This is a genomic window from Comamonas sp. Z3, assembly GCF_008121565.1.
GTDB lineage: Bacteria > Pseudomonadota > Gammaproteobacteria > Burkholderiales > Burkholderiaceae_C > Comamonas > Comamonas brasiliensis.
On sequence record NZ_VOQU01000002.1, the window covers coordinates 444,979 to 463,319 of the forward strand.

General features: G+C 63.5%; 17 protein-coding genes. 9 read left to right on the top strand and 8 right to left on the bottom strand.

The window, feature by feature from the left end; translation table 11 throughout:
- The first annotated feature begins 38 nt into the window (after positions 1-38).
- The 6 genes from FSY59_RS06710 to FSY59_RS06735 all read left to right on the top strand — a co-directional run bounded on the left by FSY59_RS06710 (position 39) and on the right by FSY59_RS06735 (position 6,858).
- On the top strand, positions 39-401 hold the full coding sequence (locus FSY59_RS06710; RefSeq protein ID WP_148728699.1) for a FlxA-like family protein: 363 nt from the start codon (positions 39-41) through the stop codon (positions 399-401).
- A 105-nt stretch (positions 402-506) separates the two neighbouring features.
- Positions 507-2,309 carry a GspE/PulE family protein gene (locus tag FSY59_RS06715; protein WP_003058276.1) on the top strand — a complete coding sequence of 601 codons (1,803 nt, stop codon included), beginning with the start codon at positions 507-509 and terminating at the stop codon, positions 2,307-2,309.
- A gap of 191 nt (positions 2,310-2,500) precedes the next feature.
- Positions 2,501-2,989, top strand: coding sequence for a tripartite tricarboxylate transporter TctB family protein (locus FSY59_RS06720; RefSeq protein WP_003058275.1), 489 nt, complete (start codon positions 2,501-2,503; stop codon positions 2,987-2,989).
- 15 nt (positions 2,990-3,004) lie between these two features.
- Positions 3,005-4,516 (top strand): tripartite tricarboxylate transporter permease, encoded by a 1,512-nt coding sequence (locus FSY59_RS06725; RefSeq protein WP_003058274.1) that lies wholly within the window; start codon positions 3,005-3,007, stop codon positions 4,514-4,516.
- Between the two features lie 128 nt (positions 4,517-4,644).
- Positions 4,645-5,952: a DUF3422 family protein gene (locus tag FSY59_RS06730; protein WP_003058273.1), complete on the top strand. Its 1,308-nt coding sequence runs from the start codon at positions 4,645-4,647 to the stop codon at positions 5,950-5,952.
- Between the two features lie 108 nt (positions 5,953-6,060).
- Positions 6,061-6,858, top strand: coding sequence for an SDR family oxidoreductase (locus FSY59_RS06735; protein ID WP_003058272.1), 798 nt, complete (start codon positions 6,061-6,063; stop codon positions 6,856-6,858).
- A 63-nt stretch (positions 6,859-6,921) separates the two neighbouring features.
- Here the strand turns inward: FSY59_RS06735 and FSY59_RS06740 are convergent, their stop codons facing one another.
- Positions 6,922-7,821, bottom strand: coding sequence for a DMT family transporter (locus FSY59_RS06740; RefSeq protein ID WP_003058271.1), 900 nt, complete (start codon positions 7,819-7,821; stop codon positions 6,922-6,924).
- Between the two features lie 135 nt (positions 7,822-7,956).
- Between FSY59_RS06740 and FSY59_RS06745 the strand changes: the two genes are divergently transcribed.
- Positions 7,957-8,772 (top strand): DUF4743 domain-containing protein, encoded by an 816-nt coding sequence (locus FSY59_RS06745; RefSeq protein WP_043370991.1) that lies wholly within the window; start codon positions 7,957-7,959, stop codon positions 8,770-8,772.
- Positions 8,773-8,785: 13 nt separating this feature from the next.
- Here FSY59_RS06745 and FSY59_RS06750 read toward each other — a convergent pair whose 3' ends face one another.
- A complete protein-coding gene (locus FSY59_RS06750; RefSeq protein ID WP_003058269.1) occupies positions 8,786-10,450 on the bottom strand; it encodes a Na/Pi cotransporter family protein in 1,665 nt (554 codons plus the stop codon).
- 212 nt (positions 10,451-10,662) lie between these two features.
- On the opposite strand from FSY59_RS06750, the gene FSY59_RS06755 reads away from it, so the two are divergent.
- On the top strand, positions 10,663-11,412 hold the full coding sequence (locus tag FSY59_RS06755) for a hypothetical protein (RefSeq protein WP_148728700.1): 750 nt from the start codon (positions 10,663-10,665) through the stop codon (positions 11,410-11,412).
- A 58-nt stretch (positions 11,413-11,470) separates the two neighbouring features.
- On the opposite strand, the gene lspA is transcribed toward FSY59_RS06755, so the two are convergent.
- From lspA to FSY59_RS06770, 3 genes are all read right to left on the bottom strand, one after another.
- On the bottom strand, positions 11,471-11,986 hold the full coding sequence (gene lspA / locus FSY59_RS06760; RefSeq protein ID WP_003058265.1) for a signal peptidase II: 516 nt from the start codon (positions 11,984-11,986) through the stop codon (positions 11,471-11,473).
- 117 nt (positions 11,987-12,103) lie between these two features.
- The gene (ileS, locus tag FSY59_RS06765; protein ID WP_148728701.1) at positions 12,104-14,959 is read right to left on the bottom strand and encodes an isoleucine--tRNA ligase; all 2,856 of its coding nucleotides are present in this window, start codon (positions 14,957-14,959) and stop codon (positions 12,104-12,106) included.
- A gap of 105 nt (positions 14,960-15,064) precedes the next feature.
- Entirely contained in the window at positions 15,065-16,126 is a 1,062-nt protein-coding gene (locus FSY59_RS06770) for a bifunctional riboflavin kinase/FAD synthetase (protein WP_043370995.1), read from the bottom strand.
- 182 nt (positions 16,127-16,308) lie between these two features.
- Between FSY59_RS06770 and FSY59_RS06775 the strand changes: the two genes are divergently transcribed.
- A complete protein-coding gene (locus FSY59_RS06775) occupies positions 16,309-16,866 on the top strand; it encodes an HNH endonuclease (RefSeq protein ID WP_003058259.1) in 558 nt (185 codons plus the stop codon).
- A gap of 65 nt (positions 16,867-16,931) precedes the next feature.
- Here FSY59_RS06775 and FSY59_RS06780 read toward each other — a convergent pair whose 3' ends face one another.
- The 3 genes from FSY59_RS06780 to FSY59_RS06790 are packed head-to-tail and all read right to left on the bottom strand — an operon-like array spanning position 16,932 to position 18,339.
- Positions 16,932-17,420 (bottom strand): nucleoside deaminase, encoded by a 489-nt coding sequence (locus tag FSY59_RS06780; RefSeq protein WP_003058258.1) that lies wholly within the window; start codon positions 17,418-17,420, stop codon positions 16,932-16,934.
- 23 nt (positions 17,421-17,443) lie between these two features.
- Positions 17,444-17,779 carry a hydroxyisourate hydrolase gene (gene uraH, locus FSY59_RS06785; RefSeq protein ID WP_003058256.1) on the bottom strand — a complete coding sequence of 112 codons (336 nt, stop codon included), beginning with the start codon at positions 17,777-17,779 and terminating at the stop codon, positions 17,444-17,446.
- Between the two features lie 41 nt (positions 17,780-17,820).
- Positions 17,821-18,339, bottom strand: a complete 519-nt coding sequence (locus FSY59_RS06790) for a hydroxyisourate hydrolase (RefSeq protein ID WP_003058255.1) — start codon at positions 18,337-18,339, stop codon at positions 17,821-17,823.
- Positions 18,340-18,341: the final 2 nt, after the last annotated feature.

The window sequence follows — 18,341 nt, forward strand, 5'->3', positions numbered from 1 at the left end:
GGCATTGATTGCAGCGGCGTTGTGCCGATGATGTTGACATGACGATCAGTGCCATCTCCTCCGGTTCTGCCAGCCCAGCCTCTTCGGGGGCCGGCGCGGCATCGCGTATCCAGCAGCTGCAAAAGCAGATCAAGGATGCAACCAGCGAGCTCAAGGAAGTCGCCAGCAGCGACGCGGATGCCAAGACCAAGCAGCAGCAGACGCAGTTGCTGCAGGCCAAGATCCAGATGCTGCAGGCCCAGATCGAGGCCCTGCAGAACCAGCAGGCGCAGCAAGCCCAGCAGGCTGCTCAGCGTGGCACCGAAGCCGTTCAGTCAAAGCAGGACGGTGCGGTGCAGGGCAGAAGTCGCAGCAATCCGGGTCAGGGTGGGTTGGGTGGTCTGCTGGACGAATACGCCTGAGCTGCATCAGACAACAGACCTTCATCTGCCTGTTATGCATCTTCCTGATCGGCAGCATGGGCCGATGGCGGTACAGTCAAGGCAGTTTTGTTGCTGCAGCCGCCCATGTCATTGACTGAATCCATTCTGCCCCGATCCGTCAAGCCAGCCCAGTACCAGGGGCCTCTGGACTGGCGTACGCTGGTGCAATGGCTGCAGGAAGACGGTGTGATCACGCCACAGGAGGCAGGGCGCACGGTGGCGCGCTGCTCGGCCGCCGAGAGTGCGCAGCTGCCGCTGGTGCGTCTGGCCAATGTGGGCGTTGTCGGCGCCCTGACGCACCAGCCGCTGGATCTGGAAACCCTGACCCAGTACCTGGCCCAGCGCAGCGGCCTGGCCTATCTGCGCATCGACCCGTTGCGCGTGGATGTGGGCCGCGTGGGCGAGATCATGAGCGCCAGCTACGCCGAGCGCCACAAGGTGCTGCCCGTGCAGGTCACGGCCAAGGAGGTGGTGATCGCCACGGCCGAGCCCTTCATCAAGGACTGGGTGAGCGAAGTCGAGCGGCAGGCGCACCGCAGCGTGCGCTGCGTGGTGGCCAATCCGCAGGATATCAAGCGCTATACGGCGGAGTTCTTTGCGCTGGCCAAATCCGTGCGTGCTGCAGAGAAGGCCGGCGGTGCGACCGGCGGCGCGAGCTTCGAGCAGCTGGTGGAGCTGGGCAAGAGCAACAAGCAGCTCGACGCCAACGACCAGGGCGTGGTGCGCGTGGTGGACTGGCTTTGGCAGTATGCCTTCGACCAGCGCGCCAGCGACATCCACCTGGAGCCCCGGCGCGAGCAGGGCGTGATCCGCTTTCGCATTGACGGTGTGCTGCATCCGGTCTATCAGATGCCCATGGGGGTGCTGAACGCGATGGTGGCGCGCGTCAAGCTGCTGGGGCGCATGGACGTGGTGGAAAAGCGCCGCCCGCTGGACGGGCGCATCAAGACGCGCAACCCGCGCGGCGAAGAGGTGGAAATGCGCTTGTCCACCTTGCCCACGGCCTTTGGCGAGAAGATGGTGATGCGCATCTTCGATCCCGAGAACACGGTCAAGAATCTGGATGCGCTGGGCTTCAGCGCCCATGATGCCCAGCGCTGGGAAGACCTGGTCAAGCGTCCGCACGGCATCATCCTGGTCACCGGCCCCACGGGCTCGGGCAAGACCACCACGCTGTATTCCACGCTCAAGCGGGTGGCGACCGAGGAGGTCAATGTCAGCACGGTGGAAGACCCCATCGAAATGATCGAGCCGAGCTTCAACCAGACCCAGGTTCAGCCTCAGCTCGACTTCGGATTCACCGAAGGCCTGCGCGCGCTGATGCGCCAGGACCCGGACATCATCATGGTGGGCGAGATCCGCGATCTGGCCACGGCCGAAATGGCGGTTCAGGCCGCGCTGACCGGTCATCTGGTGTTCTCCACGCTGCACACCAACGATGCACCCAGCGCCGTCAGCCGCCTGATGGAGCTGGGCGTGCCCTCCTATCTGATCAATGCCACCTTGCTGGGCGTGCTGGCCCAGCGACTGGTACGCACGCTGTGCCCCAGCTGCAAGTTGCGCGATGAAGATGCCAAGCCCGAGGATCTGGCTGAATCGGTCAGACCCTGGAAGCTGACCGGCAGCTGCCAGCCCTACAAGCCCGTGGGTTGCGAGGACTGCCGCATGACAGGCTATCGCGGCCGCATGGGGCTGTACGAGCTGCTGATGGTCACCGAGACCCTCAAGAAGCAGATTCACGATGCCCCGTCGATGGACGTTCTGCGTCGCCAGGCCGTGCAGGACGGAATGCGTCCCCTGCGTCTTGCAGGGGCCTTGCGGGTCGCCGAAGGCCTGACCACCTTGCCCGAGGTGCTGGCCTGCACGCCGCTGATGAGCGAAATCTGAGGATCAGACGGCAGGTGCTTGCTGTCCTGCCAGGGCAGCCAGGCAAGGCCGGCATGCATCGGGTTTGCCCACGCTAGATGGATGCAGAACGTCAGCATTAGGGTATGCCCTTTGTAGGTGGAATCCACATCAATTTGGCATATCTATGACACGAGAATCGCCAAGTCGTGATTTCCGTAAGGAGACGTTTTGTGAAAATCAAGAGCCAAAAAGACTTTTTCTCCGGTCTGATGTTCTTGGCCGTCGGTCTCGCATTTGCGATCGGCGCGTCCAACTACACCATTGGCACCGGCGCCCGTATGGGTCCAGGTTACTTCCCTCTGATCCTGGGTGTGCTCATGGCCATCCTGGGTGCAGCCATCTGCGTCGGCGGCCTGACGAAGGGCCCCGAAGGTGGTGACAAGATCGGTAAGTGGGCCTGGAAGCCTGTGTTCTTCGTGCTGGCTGCCAACTTTGCCTTCGGCATTCTGTTGGTGGGCGTGCCGGCTGTGGGCATCCCCCAGTTCGGTCTGATCATTGCGATCTACGCTTTGGTCTTTATCGCCAGCATGGCCGGTCAGACCTTCAACCTCAAGGAAACAGCCATCCTGGCCACCATTTTGGCGGTCGGCAGCTATTTCGCTTTCGTGTGGGCGCTGAATCTGCAGTTCCCCGTGTGGCCTAGCTTCATCGCTGGCTAATCAGGAGCATCGTCCATGGATCTGATTCAGAACTTGTCGACGGGTTTTGGCGTGGCTTTCACGTTCCAGAACCTGATCTACTGCTTTGTGGGCTGTCTGCTCGGTACGCTGATCGGCGTGCTGCCCGGCATTGGCCCTGTGGCGACCATCGCCATGTTGCTGCCAGCGACTTATGCACTGCCTCCCGTGGCGGCGCTGATCATGCTGGCCGGTATTTACTACGGCGCCCAGTACGGTGGTTCCACCACCGCCATTCTGGTGAACCTGCCAGGTGAATCGTCCTCTGTGGTGACCGTGATCGACGGTTACCAGATGGCCCGAAAAGGCCGGGCGGGGCCCGCGTTGGCGGCAGCCGGTATCGGCTCCTTCTTCGCAGGCTGCGTGGGTACCGTGATTCTGGCTGCCTTCGCTCCTCCCCTGACCGAAGTCGCTTTCAAGTTCGGCCCTGCCGAGTACTTCTCGCTGATGACCCTGGGTCTGATCGGTGCCGTGGTGCTGGCTTCCGGCTCGCTGCTCAAGGCGATCGCGATGATCGTGCTGGGTCTGCTGCTGGGCATGGTCGGTACCGACGTGAACTCCGGCGTGGCCCGTTACAGCTTCGATATTCCTGAGCTGACCGACGGCATCGACTTCGTCGTGATCGCCATGGGTGTGTTCGGTTACGGCGAAATCATTGCCAACCTGTCCAAGCCTGAAGACGAGCGTGAAGTGTTCGCCGCCAAGGTGACCGGTCTGATGCCCACAGGCGAAGACTTCAAGCGCATGATTCCCGCCATGCTGCGCGGCACGGCCCTGGGTTCGGCCCTGGGTATCTTGCCCGGTGGCGGTGCCATGCTGTCGGCCTTTGCTGCCTACACCATCGAAAAGAAGACCAAGCTGAAGCCCGGCGAAGTTCCTTTCGGTCAAGGCAATATCCGCGGCGTGTGCGCTCCCGAGTCGGCCAACAACGCCGGTTCGCAGACATCGTTCATTCCTCTGCTGACCCTGGGTATTCCTCCCAACGCCGTGATGGCGCTGATGGTGGGTGCCATGACGATTCACAACATCCAGCCCGGTCCTCAGGTGATGACCAGCAACCCAGAACTGTTCTGGGGTCTGATCGCCTCCATGTGGATTGGTAACCTGATGCTGATCATCTTGAACCTGCCGCTGATCGGCGTCTGGATCAAGCTGCTGACCGTGCCTTACCGCTGGCTGTTCCCGTCCATCGTGTTGTTCTGTGCTATCGGCGTGTACGGTACCAACAACAACGCCTGGGACGTGTGGATGGTGGGTATCTTCGGTTTCATCGGCTATGTGTTCCACAAGCTGGGTACCGAACCTGCTCCTCTGCTTCTGGGCTTCATCCTGGGCCCGATGATGGAAGAAAACCTGCGCCGTGCCCTGCTGCTGTCGCGTGGTGACTGGTCGGTCTTCGTGACCCGCCCCATCTCTGCCTGCCTGCTGGCCGCTGCCCTGGTGCTGCTGGTCGTGGTGCTGATGCCTGCAGTGAAGAACAAGCGTGAAGAAGCCTTCGTGGAAGACTGATGGTCTTGCCTGATTGCTGAATCAAGCGCAAAAGCGGCCCGCAAGGGCCGCTTTTTTGATATGAGGACCTTTGTTTCGGGGGCCATGGATTAGGGCGGCAAAATAGCTGCAGTTATTCGAAAGATTGCATGGCCTTGTCTCTATTGCCCGCGCAGCACCCCCAGCGGGTCTTGCTGCACAACGAAATTCACGCGCGTCCTGCGGAAATCATGCAGGCCCCTCTGGCCATCACGCATATCGTGATGCTCACCGATGCGGCCCAGCGCGAGGCCAGCCGCGAACATGTGGCGGCCCTGCTGCGCAACCACCACCGCCCCCTCCCCGATGCGGCAACCACCCATGTGCTGATCGACCTGGGCGCGTTTCGCCTGCGCTGGGAGCAGCACACCGAGTTTGTGGCCTGGACCTTCACCACGCCCATGGCGCAGGCCGGCGTGGCCGATGTGCGCGAGCCCGAGACCGCCATCGATGCCGTGCCGCGCGACTGGCTGGCCGCCCTGCCGGGGCAGTGCCTGAGCAGCCTGCACCTGTGGGCGCTGAACGAGCAGGATGTGGACCCGCACTATCTGATGCGTCACATGCTGCATGCCGATACCCTGGTCGGCTCACGTGTCTCCGGTGGCGCAGGCTCCATCTATACCGACTTTGCGATTCATCCCGACGGCTTCTCGCGCATGCTGCTGCTGGCGGGCGCCGATCTGTCGCCGCGCCGCCTGGGCCGTCTGGTGCAGCGGGTGCTGGAGATCGAGACCTATCGCATGGCGGCGCTGCTCGGCCTGCCGGCCGCGCGCAAGGCTGCAGCCGTGCTGGCCACGGCCGAGCGTGAGCTGGCCGAGCTGGCGAATGCCATTCGTGCGGCAGACCGCGACACCGAGCCGGCCCTGCTGGACCGCCTGACCCGGCTGGCCGGTCAGGTGGAGAGCGAGTACGCGGCCACGCATTCGCGCTTTTCGGCCAGCTCCGCCTATTTCGAGCTGGTGGACAGGCGCATTCAGGAAATTCAGGAGACGCGGGTGGATGGCATCCAGACCATTCGCGAATTCATGGACCGGCGCCTCACGCCTGCGCGCGCGACCTGCGAATGGGCGACACGCCGCCAGAATGCGCTGTCCGAGCGGGTCTCGCGCGTCAGCAGTCTGCTGCGCACGCGCGTCGAGATCGAGCAGCAGCAAAGCAGCCAGCAACTGCTGGGCACCATGAACGACCGCCAGGGCACGCAGCTCAAGCTGCAATCCACGGTGGAAGGTCTGTCGGTCGCGGCCATCACCTATTACATCACCGGCCTGATCAGCTATCTGGCCAAGGGCGGGCAGAAACTGGGCTGGCCCTGGTCGCCCGAGTCGACGGCGGCCATGGCCATTCCGGTCGTGGCCCTGGGTGTCTGGTGGTCGCTGCGCAGGCTGCACCACAAGCTGTTTCATGGTCGCAGTCATTGAACGTTGAAATGACTGCTGGTGCTTGGACAAAAAAAGCGCTGGCAGCTATGGATTTTGATAGTGTCGGGCAGTTTGCCCGGCTTGGAAACTGTGTGAAAGGACACTGACATGGACTTTGGTATCTCCGGGCGCTGGGCTCTGGTCTGCGGCGCCAGCAAAGGTTTGGGTTTTGGCTGCGCCAAGGCCCTGGCCGAAGAGGGTGTGAATCTGGTCATCAATGCCAGAAACGCCGAGACATTGCAGCTGGCAGTGCAGAAGCTGCAAGCCATTGCTCCTCAGATCAAGGTCATCGGTGTGGCTGCAGACATCACCACGCCAGAAGGTCGCACGGCAGTGTTCGAAGCCGCCGGCGGCCCGGGCAAGGACTACGACATCGTCGTGACCAACGCCGGCGGCCCGCCTCCTGGCGACTTCCGCACCTGGGATCGTGAAGCCTGGATCAAGGCCGTGGACGCCAATATGCTGACCCCCATCGAGCTGATCAAGGCCACGGTGGACGGCATGGCAGCGCGTGGCTTCGGTCGCATCGTCAACATCACCTCGAGCGCGGTCAAGGCGCCTATCGACATCCTGGGACTGTCCAACGGCGCGCGCAGCGGCCTGACGGGCTTTGTGGCCGGCCTGGCGCGTTCGGGCATCGCTGCCAAGGGCGTGACCATCAACAGCATCCTGCCTGGCAAGTTCGACACCGATCGTCTGGTGGCCACCCATCAGGCAGCGGCCAACAAGACCGGCCAGGACCTGGATGCCGTGCGTCAGGCCCAGGCCGCCCAGATTCCTGCCAAGCGCTTTGGCACGGCCGAAGAATTCGGCGCCATCTGTGCCTTCTTGTGCAGCCGCCAGGCTGGCTATATGACGGGCCAGAACATCCTGCCTGACGGCGGTCTGTACCCCGGCACTTACTGATCGTTGATCGACGGCCGAAACGACAAAGCCCCGCAGTGCGGGGCTTTTGTCTGGGGCGGCGGGCTATTTGCGCGACGACACGACGATGCCGGTCACGATCAGTGCAAACGCAAGCGCGTGGTAGAGGTGCGGGGTTTCGCCGAGCACGGGAATCGACAGCAGGGCCGTGAACAGCGGAATCAGGTTGCCGAAGAAGCCTGCAATGGCGGGCGTGGCGCGCTGCACGCCCATGCCCCAGAAGCGGTAGGCCAGAATGGCCGGGCCCACGGCGATGAACAGCAGGCTGCCCAGCAACGGCCAGCCCGGCACCAGACGGAATTCGCCCAGCAAGGCTTCGCCGCCCGTGAAGAGACCGGACCAGAGCAGGCCGAAAACGATCTGAGCGAGCAAGAAGCTGGCCCAGTGCGACTTCACCTCCTGTGGGCCGCTGCTGCGCGAAAGCAGCCAGGTGTAGAAGGCCCAGGCGATGGTTGCCAGCACCATGAACAGGTCGCCGGGCACAAAGTGCAGATCGAGCAGCGTCTGCCAGTCGCCGCGCGACATCACCACCGCCACGCCCAGCACCGACAGCAAAGCCCCTCCCATCTGCCGGCGGCTGACGCGAATGCCCCAGCACAGCCGGCCTATGGCCAGCATCCACACCGGCATGCTGGAGCTCACCAGCGTCACATTCAGCGGGGTCGAGGTCTTGAGCGCCAGATACAGCAAGGCGTTGTAGCAGCCTATGCCCAGCAGCCCCAGCAGCATGTATTGCCGCCACAGGGGCCAGATCGGACTGTTCCTGCGCAGCACTCGCCATGCCAGCGGCAGCAGCAACACAAAGGCGATGCACCAGCGAAAGAAGTTGAGTGCAAACGGCGAGATCAGATCGTGGGCGAGTCGGCCCACGATGGCATTGCCGGCCCACAGTGCCGGAGCCAGGCTGAGCATGGCGACCGTGGCGGGTTTCAAGGGGGAATTCATGGATTGTCACTGTAACCCGAGGCCGCTGGCGGGCAGTCCAGCTGCGCCTTGCTGCGGTGGCTGGCGCTCCTCAATAGTGATGCAAGCCTTCCCGTTTTGCGAAGCTGAGCACAATGCAGGCCTGGGAGATTTTTCATGAAGCAGCAAACCACGCCGCCGCAGCAACAATGGCTGCAGGCACAGCAGGCCATGGCCAGCAGGCATCCTCTGCGCCTGCGCCAGCCGCTGTGCATTGACGAGCAGCAGATCGGCAGTATCGAGGCAGACTTTGCGCGCAAGCTGGGGGCCGATCTGCTGGCTGCGCACGGCATAGCGCTGAGGCTGCAGGCCGGGCAATGGCGGCTGGAAGGCCAGGGCGGGGCGACGGACAAGCTGAACCGGCTGGCACAGGCCATGCGCAGCGCCGGTCTTGCCGGTGCCTGGCGCAACGAGCAACTGGCGGTCTGCGATGCGCAGGGACGGCAACTGGCAACCGTCGAGCGTGGTGCCGTGCGGCCGCTGGGCATTGCCACCCGGGCCGTGCATCTGGTGGGCGTCTGCGCGGACGGCGCGCTCTGGGTGCAGCAGCGCGCAGAAAACAAGGCCAACAACCCCGGCATGTGGGACACCTTGATGGGGGGCATGGTCTCGGCAGCAGACAGTCTGGCCGAGGCGCTGGCGCGTGAGACCTGGGAAGAGGCCGGTCTGCGGGTGGCCGAGCTGGGCGAGCTCAGGCATGGTGGCGAGGTGGTGTTCGCAAGGCCCAGCGACGAAGCCGAGGGTCAGGGCTATATGGTCGAGCGCATAGACTGGTTCTCGGCGCTGGTGCCCGATGCGCTGCGGCCCGCGAACCAGGACGGCGAGGTGCAGCGTTTCGAGCGGCTGGATCTGGCCGAGGTTCAGAGCTGGATGCTGCAGGGCTATTTCACGCCCGAGGCCTCCCTGGTGCTTGCCGCCTACATGGACTGGTAGGACGGCAAGGCTGCTAGCGCTGGCTCTCCAGTGCAGTGGACTTGAGACGGCTGGGCGCCAGGGCTCCGGCCTGCTCGAGAATCGGATAGGCCACCGAGCACAGCAGGGAGTTGATTCGCTTGAGGTCGCTGATCATGTCGATATGCAGAGAGCTGGTCTCTATGCTCGATACCGTGTGCTGCGACAGGCGCTCCAGGTGGGTGGCCGAGTAGGCCAGCTCCAGATCGCGGAAGCGCGCTTTTTCCTCGAGCAGTTTTTGCGCTTCGCGCACATTGCCGTTGAGAAAGACGCTCATGGCCAGGCGCAGATTGTCCAGCAGATGCTGGGTCAGCTCGTGAATCTCCAGCTTGCCGGCGGCCGAGAATTGACGGCCCTTCTTGATCTTCTTGTCTTCCAGATCCAGCAGCACGCGCTCGATGATGTCTCCGATCTGCTCCATATTGATGGTGAAGCTGATGATTTCCGTCCAGCGCTGACCTTCGCGCTCGTCGAGTTCGGCGCGCGAGATCTTGGTCATGTAGTACTTGATGGCCGAATACAGATCGTCCACCGTCGATTCCAGGTGGCGCACTTCCTCGGAGAGCTTGGCATCGTCGGTCTCGGCGACCTTCTGCAGGCCGATCAGCATGGACTCCACCACGTCGGCCTGGTGCAGCGATTCGCGCACGGCGCAGGTGATGGCCAGCGAAGGCGTGGACAGGGCCGACGGGTCCAGGTGGCGAGGGCGCAGCAGCTTGGCCGCGCTTTCTTCCTCGGGCTTGGGCAGCATGGCGGTCACCCAGCGGGCCACGAGCTGGGTCAGGCCGATGAAGCACAGGCTGTTGAAGATGTTGAAGGCCAGGTGGAACATCACCACGTTCTGGCCGGCGTTGGACAGATAGGGCTGGGCGTACTGCGTCCACAGTCCGATGAAGGGCGCAACGATGGCCACGCCCATGATCTTGAACAGCAGATTGCCCACGGTGACCTGGCGCTCTTCCACCGCCGACTTGGCAGTGGTGAGCGCCGCGACCAGGCCGCTGCCCAGGTTGGCGCCCAGGGTCAGGCCCAGAGCCACATCCAGCGGAATGGCGCCGGAGCTGGCCATGGCCGCAATCAGCAGCACCACGGCCAGGCTGGAATAGGCCAGCACGGCCAGTACCGCGCCCAGCAGCAACTCCATGAACAGATCGCTGCTGACCGAGGCCAGCAGGGTGCGCACGGCCGGGGCCTGCAGCAAGGGCTCGGTGGCTTCCACCACCAGGCGCAGGGCCAGCAGCATCAGGCCCAGGCCGATGAGCACACGACCGATGCGCCCGGGCTTGGAATCCTTGCGCGAGATATAGAGCACCACGCCGACAAAAATGAACAGCGGCGAGAGCCAGGAAAGATCGGTGGAGAACAGCACGGCCATCAGGGCCGTGCCGACATCGGCGCCGCGCATCACGGCCAGGGCCGAGGGCAGGGTGATCAGACCCTGGCCGACGAAGGACGAGGTCATCAGCGAGGTGGCGGTGCTCGACTGCACGAGGGCCGTGACGCCCATGCCCGAGAGCGCTGCCGAGAAACGGTTGCTCATGCTGCGGGCAAGAATATTGCGCAGGTTGGCGCCGAAGACCTGCAGAACGCCGGTGCGAACCATCTGAGAGCCCCAGATCAACAGGGCAATGGCTGCTAAAAGATTCAATAAATGCTTCATGTTCTGCCCGCGAAGGAGCGACCTAATATACCCCTGAGTGAGGCGGTTCTGCCCGGAGTCCTCCCTCTTCTCGCACAAATAAGTGCGGAATAAGGAAAACAATAGAACAAAAACGAAATATTTAAAACATCGTTTCTACGGATGCGAAATAGGAAAAAACCGAAATTTTTTGAAGTCTGCATTGCCTATGCTGCTATCAAAAAGGTGGTTTCATGATTCCTTCACTGCCCGGCGCTGCGGCTGTGGGCTTTCTTTTGACGCTGCTGGCGGCCCTGGTGGCCGTCGGCCTGCTGCTGTGGTGGGGCTGGCGGCTGTGGCATGTGCGCTGCGGCCGGCCCAGGCCGCCGCTGCGCATCTGGCAGTGGGAACTGGCCGTATGGCTGTCCATACTGCCCATTGCAACACTCGTAGGGCTGGCGCAGATTACCTGGGTCGATCACCGGCAGGAGCGGCAGAGGACCGCGCAGCAGCGGCTCACGCACATCACGCTGGAGCGGCCCGTGGTCTGGGGCGACATCGTCTTGCCCGCAGGCAGCCATATTCAGCGCGAAGCGCCCCAGGGCGCAGATAAGCGAGGCGGGCAGCCCGATCTGCGAGGCCTGAAGGAGATACGCTTTCCCCATCCCGTGCAACTGGGCGATATCTGGGTCAACGCCTTGAGCGTCTACCACCAGGTGCTGCTGGAGCTGGACCGGCCCTACGAATTCTCGGCACCGGGCCGGCAGAATGTGCGCTGCGAACCCGGAAACATGGTGCTGATGACTGCCGGCGAGCAGCCCCGCAGCTTCGACAAAAACCTGTTTCCCAGGCGCCTGAACGGCCTGGTGCTGGAGGACTGGGTGTTTGATGCCTGCTTCATCAGCACGCCCATCAGCGTGCGCTACTGGAAGGACGACAGGCTGGTCTGGGCCGATGCGCCTGTCTATGCGTCGGCCGCATCCGTGCCGGACACGGTGCAATGAAAAAGCCCGCTGTCTGCTTCAGAGACAGCGGGCCTTGCGCCTGGGTGGCGGCCGGTGCCTAGGAGGTCCGGGCCTTGGCACGCCTTGCACGCAAGAGCTCGTCGAGTATCAGCAGGATGGCCCCCAGGGTGATGCCCATGTCGGCCACGTTGAAGGCCGGGAAATGGCTGCTGCCCCAGTAGAAGTCCAGAAAGTCCACCACATAGCCGTGCTGCAGGCGGTCCACCACATTGCCGATGGCCCCGCCCAGGATGCTGGACAGCGACAGGCAGAACATCTTCTCGCCGGGGTGCTTGCGCAGTTGCCAGACGATGAGCACGGTGGCAATCACGCCGATGGCCACGAACAACCAGCGCTGCCAGCCGCTGCCGCCCGCAAGGAAGGAGAAGGCAGCGCCCGTGTTGTGCGCGCGCACGATGTTGAAGAAGCCGGTGATGGGAGTCCAGTCCCCATGCTGGTAGTGGCTCAGAATCATCTGCTTGGTGATCTGATCCACGCCGATGATGACAAGCGCCCACAGCAGCCAGGGCCAGATACGGCCAAGGCCTGCGGAGGAGGTCTGGGTGTTGCTCATGGCAGCTCTTTGCTAAGGTTTTTTGATAGCGGTTAGCGCTTGATTTAAAAGGATTTCAGCATAAATCAATGCTGAAAATGGCTGCCAGAAAGCGCTGGCAGCTCACTTTTTGATGGATCAAGCCTTGGTGCGGACTTCGCCCGTGCCGTGCAGATTGCTGTCGCAGCGGCCGCAGATCGAGGGATGCTCGGGGTTCACGCCCACGTCTTCGCGGTAGTGCCAGCAGCGCTCGCACTTGGCGTGCTCGCTGGCCTTCACGGTGGTGGTCAGGGCATCGCCGGCCACGGCAGTCGCTGCCGAGGTGATGAAGACGAACTTCAGATCGTCCTTGAGGCTTTGCAGCAGGGCCAGGTCTTCGGGCTCGGCCGTGAGCGTGACTTCGGCCTGCAGGGACGAGCCCACGGCGCCGGTCGTGCGCACCACTTCGATGTCCTTGTTGACCAGGTTGCGGATCTCGCACAGGCGCGTCCACTTGGCCAGCAGGCCTTCGTCGCCGGCGGGCAGCTCGGTGAACTTCTCCAGGAAGATGGATTCGCTGTGGCCCACGATCTTCCAGGCTTCCTCGGCCGTGAAGGACAGGAAGGGCGACATCCAGCGCAGCAGCGCCTGGGTGATCTGGTAGAGCGCGGTCTGGGCCGAGCGGCGTGCCAGGCTCTTGGGGGCGCTGGTGTAGAGGCGATCCTTGAGCACGTCCAGGTAGAAGCCGCCCAGGTCTTCGGAGCAGAACAACTGCAGCTTGGCGACCACGGGGTGGAACTCGTAGACCTTGTAGTGGGCCAGGATCTCCTGCTGCAGCTGGGCCGAACGCGCCAGCGCGAACTGGTCGATCTCCAGCATCTCGCCGTAGGCCACGGCGTCCTTGCTCGCGTCGAAGTCGCTGGTGTTGGCCAGCAGGAAACGCAGCGTGTTGCGGATGCGGCGATAGGCGTCCACCACGCGGGCCAGGATCTTGTCGTCGATGCCCAGGTCGCCCGAGTAGTCGGTCGAGGCCACCCACAGACGGATGATTTCCGCGCCCATCTTGCTGGACACGTCCTGCGGGGCCACGGTGTTGCCCAGCGACTTGGACATCTTCTTGCCCTGGCCGTCCACGGTGAAGCCATGGGTCAGCAGGCCGCGGTAGGGCGCGCGGCCGAAGATGGCCGACGCCAGCAGCAGCGAGCTGTGGAACCAGCCGCGGTGCTGGTCGTGGCCTTCCAGGTACAGGTCGGCCTCGGGGCCGTGGTCGTGGTGGTGCTCGGGATGGGTGCCGCGCAGCACATGCCAGAAGGTGGAGCCCGAGTCGAACCAGACTTCCAGAATGTCGGTGCTCTTGGTGTAGTGCTTGGCTTCCTCGGCACCCAGGATGTCTTCGGTGCTGACGCGGCTCCAGGCTTCGATGCCGCCTTGCTCGATCATGGCCGCCGCCTGGTCGATGATCTCCATGGTGCGCGGGTGCAGGGCGCCCGTGTCCACATGCAGGAAGAAGGGGATGGGCACGCCCCAGCTGCGCTGGCGCGAGATGCACCAGTCGGGACGGCCGGCGATCATGGCGCGCAGGCGGTCCTGGCCGTTTTGCGGGTAGAAGTTGGTCTGCTCGATGGCGTCCAGCGCGATCTGGCGCAGGGTCTTCTCGGGCTTTTGCGCGGGATCGGTGAACACGCCTTCGCCCTCGTCCATGCGGATGAACCACTGGGCGGCCGCGCGATAGATGACGGGCGTCTTGTGGCGCCAGCAGTGCGGATAGCTGTGGCTGATGGTGGTGGTGTCCATCAGGCGGCCCGCGACCTTCAGGGCGTCGAGGATGACGGGCACGGCCTTCCAGATATGCTGGCCGCCGAACATGGGCAGGTCGGCCGCGTATACGCCGTTGCCTTGCACGGGGTTCAGGATCTGCTTGTAGTCCATGCCGTTGGACATGCAGCTGTTGAAGTCGTCCACGCCATAGGCAGGGGCCGAGTGCACGATGCCGGTACCGTCGTCGGCGGTGGCGTATTCGGCCAGGTACACGGGCGAGATGCGGTCAAAGCCCTTGTCCACATGGGCCAGCGGGTGCTTGAAGGGCATGTGGTCGAGCTTTTCGCCCTTGGCGGTGGCGAGCACGCGGCCCTCCAGCTTCCAGCGGGCCAGGCATTTCTCGACCAGTGCGGAGGCCACGATCAGCAGGCCGCGCTCGGTCTCCACCAGGCTGTATTCCAGGTCGGGGTTGACGTTCAGCGCCTGGTTGGCAGGGATGGTCCAGGCCGTGGTCGTCCAGATGACGATGAAGGCTTCCTTGTCGAGCTTGTCCAGGCCGAATGCTGTGGCCAGTCTGGCCGGCTCGGCCGCGGGGAACATCACGTCCAGCGTCTGGCTTTGCTTGTCGGCGTATTCGATCTCGAACTCGGCCAGCGAGGAGGCGCAGTCAAAGCACCAGTACACGGGCTTGAGGCCGCGGTAGACAAAGCCACGCTCCATCACCTTCTTCAAGGCGCGCAGCTCGGCGGCCTCGTTGGCGTAGTTCATGGTCTTGTAGGGGTGATCCCAGTCGCCGAGCACGCCCAGGCGCTTGAAGCCCACCATCTGCTGCTCGATCTGCTCGGCGGCAAAGGCGCGGCTCTTGGCCTGCATCTCGTCGCGCGGCAGATTGCGGCCATGCAGCTTCTCGATGGCGTTCTCGATGGGCAGACCGTGGCAGTCCCAGCCCGGTGCGTAGAGCGCGTCGAAGCCTTCGAGCTGGCGGCTCTTGACGATCATGTCCTTGAGGATCTTGTTCACCGCATGGCCGATATGCAGCTTGCCGTTGGCGTAAGGAGGGCCATCGTGCAGGATGAACTTGGGTGCGCCGCTGCGGGCGTCACGCAGCTTCTTGTAGATGCCCTTGTCGTCCCATTCCTTGGCCCAGGCGGGCTCGCGCTTGGGCAGGTCGCCGCGCATGGGGAAGGGGGTGTCGGGCATGTTCAGCGTGGCGCGGTAGGCGGACGCTTCGGGCTTGTTGGACTTCGAATCAGACATGGGGAACCTTGAAAGCAATGCAATGCCCGGGCAGTTCTGCCTGGGCGTGAATGGTGAGGTGAGCGCCAGTGCGCTGCTGCGCCTGGGACGTGCGAGCAGCGAGCGTCAAATTCGGTCGCGCGTGGTCTGGCGACGAGTCTCTGTGTGCGACGAGGTATGGGACGGTATGTGGGCCGAGGCGAAAAACGCGCGCGCGTCATCGCAGTCCTTGGCGATGCCGACCGTCAGGGCATCGAGACTGTCATACTTCAGCTCGTCGTGCAGTTTGTGCAGAAGTTCCACGCGGATGATTTTACCGTAGGCACCTTCTCCACCCAGTTGGGCGGGCCAATCGAAACAGTGGGTCTCCAGCAGCACTCGCCCGCCGTTGATGTCGTTGGGGTCCAGCGAGGGGCGCACGCCGAGGTTGGCCACGCCCTGCAGCGGCTTGTCCGTCAGCCCATGCACCAGCACGGCAAAAATGCCGCTGGCGGCAGGCTTCCAGTGGTCGAAGCGCAGATTCAGCGTGCGAAAGCCGTCCTCGGCGCCGTCTATGGATTCGGCCAGCTTGCGGCCCAGCTTGCGACCGTGCACCACATGGCCGGAGATGCGATAGGGGTGGCCCAGCAGCTTGGCGGCCTGCTGCATGTCGCCGGCGGCCAGCGCCTCACGCACGGCCGTGCTGGAGACGCGCAGGCCATGGACTTCATAGCTGTTCATGCGGGCCACATCAAAGCCCAGGGCCTGACCGGCGTTGTCCAGCATGGCGTAATCACCGGCGCGCCTGGCGCCAAAACGGAAGTCGTCGCCCACCAGCACGTACTTGGCACCCAGGCCCGAGATCAGCACATCCTGAATGAAATCTTCGGGGCTCTGGCTGGCCAGGGCCTGATTGAAGGGCAGGATCACGACCTGATCGACGCCGCAGACCTCGAGCTGGCTGAGCTTGTCGCGCAACGTGCCCACGCGTGCCGGGGCCAGCTCCGGCTTGCCCAGCTTTTGCGCGAAGTAGTCGCGCGGGTGCGGCTCGAAGGTCATGGCGCAGCTGGGGATGCCGCGCTGGGCTGCCTCGGCCTTGAGCAGGCCCAGCATGGCTTGATGCCCCCGGTGTACACCATCAAAATTGCCGATTGTCACAGCGCAGGCCGGGGCCAGGCCGGGATGATTGATACCGCGGAAAATCTTCATGGACTGCTTCGTTCTTTATAGCAACTGGCGCCGATGCATGCGACACAAGCCGTCAATTTGACATAGTTTCAGAGTATATTGCTTCAAATCAGGCAGCCGTGGAGGCTGCATGAGTGTGCCCAAAAGCGCCAAGACGCTTGTCCGTTTTCCGTGGTCTAGGTTTGACTGTATGGAGGCTGGTTGTGAAAGTCTTGAAGCTGACAGCCCAGGGGCTGCCGCAGTCCTGGGTAACGCTGGAGCAGGCGGCGCTGCATTACGCAGCACAAGAGGTGCGCTGGGAAGCCGGTGTCGAAATCGCCTGCTTTCGTGGTGGCCACAATGCGGTGACGGGCAAGCAGTCAGTCATTCACATCAACTCCATCATCGGCACCAAGGGCATGCCGAACATCAACCCGCACGAGTTGCTGCCGGGGCTGACGAACGGCAAGCTCTTTGCACGTGACCGCTGTGTCTGTGCCTATTGCGGGCGGCAATTCCACGAGAGCGATCTCACTCGCGAGCACATTGTCCCCGTGAGCACCGGCGGGCAGCACAGCTGGATGAATCTGGTCACGGCCTGCCGCGCCTGCAACCACCGCAAGGGGGCCAGAACGCCGGAGCAGGCCCGCATGCCCCTGCTCTACACGCCCTACACGCCTACGCTGTGGGAGGATTTCATCCTGAGAAACCGCCGCATTCTGGCCGATCAGATGGAGTTTCTCGTGGCCCATGTGCCGCGTGGATCGCGCTGGCGCAGCTGAAAAGGCATGAAAAAAGCCCCGGGCTGGAACGCGCGGGGCTGTGAAGAGAGGACGCAGGCAGGAGATCAGGCGTTGGTGGCGACGGCTTTTTGCCAGGCCTCGTAGAGGTCTTCGCCCGTATCGCGCACGCGCTGGCCGATCAGGGCCATCTCGCGCTGGTCTTCAGGCTTGGCCAGTTCCACATAGCCGCGCGCGGCCGACAGGTCGTAGGGCTCGCCGTCTTCGTTGGAGTAGGCGAAGTAGACCTGCTTCACGCCGGCCAGCAGCATGGCCGTGTAGCACATGGAGCAGGGGTAGCCGCTGGCATACATGACGGCTCCCGACAGATCGGTGCTGCCCTGGGCCTTGGCCCCTATGCGCAGGGCCTGCATCTCGGCGTGGGCCGAAGGGTCGCAGAGCTCATCGACCTGGTTGACGGCGCGCGCCAGGATCTGGCCGTCCCTGACCAGCACGGCGCCGAAGGGCCAGGTCGCGGATTCGCGGCCCCTGACATTGCCCATGGCCAGGCGGATGGATTCAAGCAGGTATTTGCCGCTGTCGTTTTCGTTGTTCATAGAGTTGTTCTCCTTGGTAAGAATCAGCTGCCGCGGTAGGTATTGAAGAACCAGGGCGAGCACAGCATGGGCACGTGGTAGTGCTGGGCCGCGTCGAAGATGGAAAAGCGCACCAGCACTTCTTCCGACAGCGCCGTGGGCTCCTTGAAGTGCTCGCCCGTGTAAAAGCGCAGCTCGAAGTCCCCGGTGCGGGCCGCGGCGGCGGGCAGCATGGGGGCGTCGGTGCGGCCGTCGGCATTGGTGCGGGTGCTGCTCAGGCGCTGCGCCGGGGTCTGCGCCACGTCGTAGAGTTCCACCCGCATGCCGGCGATGGGACGTCCGTTGGTGAGGTTGAGTGCATGGGTGCTGATGCCTGCCATGGTGGTCTTTCGGTGGGTTGCGATAGAGCGGTGTCGGGGCCTCAGCTGCCGCGCGAATAGGTGTAGCTCCAGGGGCCGAACTGAATGGGCAGGTGGATGCGCTCTGCCGTGTTCACGATCTGGAAGCGCACCGGCACCTTGGACAGAAAGGCCGGGCGCGGCAGCCTGGCGCCCTTGGCCGCAAAGTACTCGTCCACGTGCAGCAGCATTTCGTAGCGGCCGCTGCGGTAGCTGTCGTCGATCAACAGCGGTTCTTCGGCGCGGCCGTTGGCATTCACGACAAAGCTGCGTATCGGAACATAGGTCTCGCCGTCGAAGCGAGAGAAGTCGATGCGCAAGCCCGTGGCTGCAGAACCATGGAAGGTGTCCACGGCATGCATGGTCAGGCGCGGGCTGACGCCATGCAGCACGATGGGGCCGGTGGCCTGGGCGGGCGCTACCGGGGCCTTGTCGGCGGCCAGTGCGCCGTGTGTGCCCGTCGTCAGGGTCGAGGCGCCGAGCGCCAGGCCCGAGAGTGCGAACTGCCGGCGCGACGGGGTTGATGTGGGTGTGGAATGCATGC

Coding starts and splice junctions, on each gene's coding strand:
- ileS (WP_148728701.1), bottom strand. CDS start 14,959: ATGTCTGATTCGAAGTCCAACAAGCCCGAAGCGTCCGCCTACCGCGCC.
- FSY59_RS06710 (WP_148728699.1), top strand. CDS start 39: ATGACGATCAGTGCCATCTCCTCCGGTTCTGCCAGCCCAGCCTCTTCG.
- FSY59_RS06790 (WP_003058255.1), bottom strand. CDS start 18,339: ATGCATTCCACACCCACATCAACCCCGTCGCGCCGGCAGTTCGCACTC.
- FSY59_RS06745 (WP_043370991.1), top strand. CDS start 7,957: ATGAAGCAGCAAACCACGCCGCCGCAGCAACAATGGCTGCAGGCACAG.
- FSY59_RS06715 (WP_003058276.1), top strand. CDS start 507: ATGTCATTGACTGAATCCATTCTGCCCCGATCCGTCAAGCCAGCCCAG.
- lspA (WP_003058265.1), bottom strand. CDS start 11,986: ATGAGCAACACCCAGACCTCCTCCGCAGGCCTTGGCCGTATCTGGCCC.
- uraH (WP_003058256.1), bottom strand. CDS start 17,779: ATGGCAGGCATCAGCACCCATGCACTCAACCTCACCAACGGACGTCCC.
- FSY59_RS06735 (WP_003058272.1), top strand. CDS start 6,061: ATGGACTTTGGTATCTCCGGGCGCTGGGCTCTGGTCTGCGGCGCCAGC.
- FSY59_RS06770 (WP_043370995.1), bottom strand. CDS start 16,126: ATGAAGATTTTCCGCGGTATCAATCATCCCGGCCTGGCCCCGGCCTGC.
- FSY59_RS06780 (WP_003058258.1), bottom strand. CDS start 17,420: ATGAACAACGAAAACGACAGCGGCAAATACCTGCTTGAATCCATCCGC.
- FSY59_RS06730 (WP_003058273.1), top strand. CDS start 4,645: ATGGCCTTGTCTCTATTGCCCGCGCAGCACCCCCAGCGGGTCTTGCTG.
- FSY59_RS06750 (WP_003058269.1), bottom strand. CDS start 10,450: ATGAAGCATTTATTGAATCTTTTAGCAGCCATTGCCCTGTTGATCTGG.
- FSY59_RS06740 (WP_003058271.1), bottom strand. CDS start 7,821: ATGAATTCCCCCTTGAAACCCGCCACGGTCGCCATGCTCAGCCTGGCT.
- FSY59_RS06755 (WP_148728700.1), top strand. CDS start 10,663: ATGATTCCTTCACTGCCCGGCGCTGCGGCTGTGGGCTTTCTTTTGACG.
- FSY59_RS06725 (WP_003058274.1), top strand. CDS start 3,005: ATGGATCTGATTCAGAACTTGTCGACGGGTTTTGGCGTGGCTTTCACG.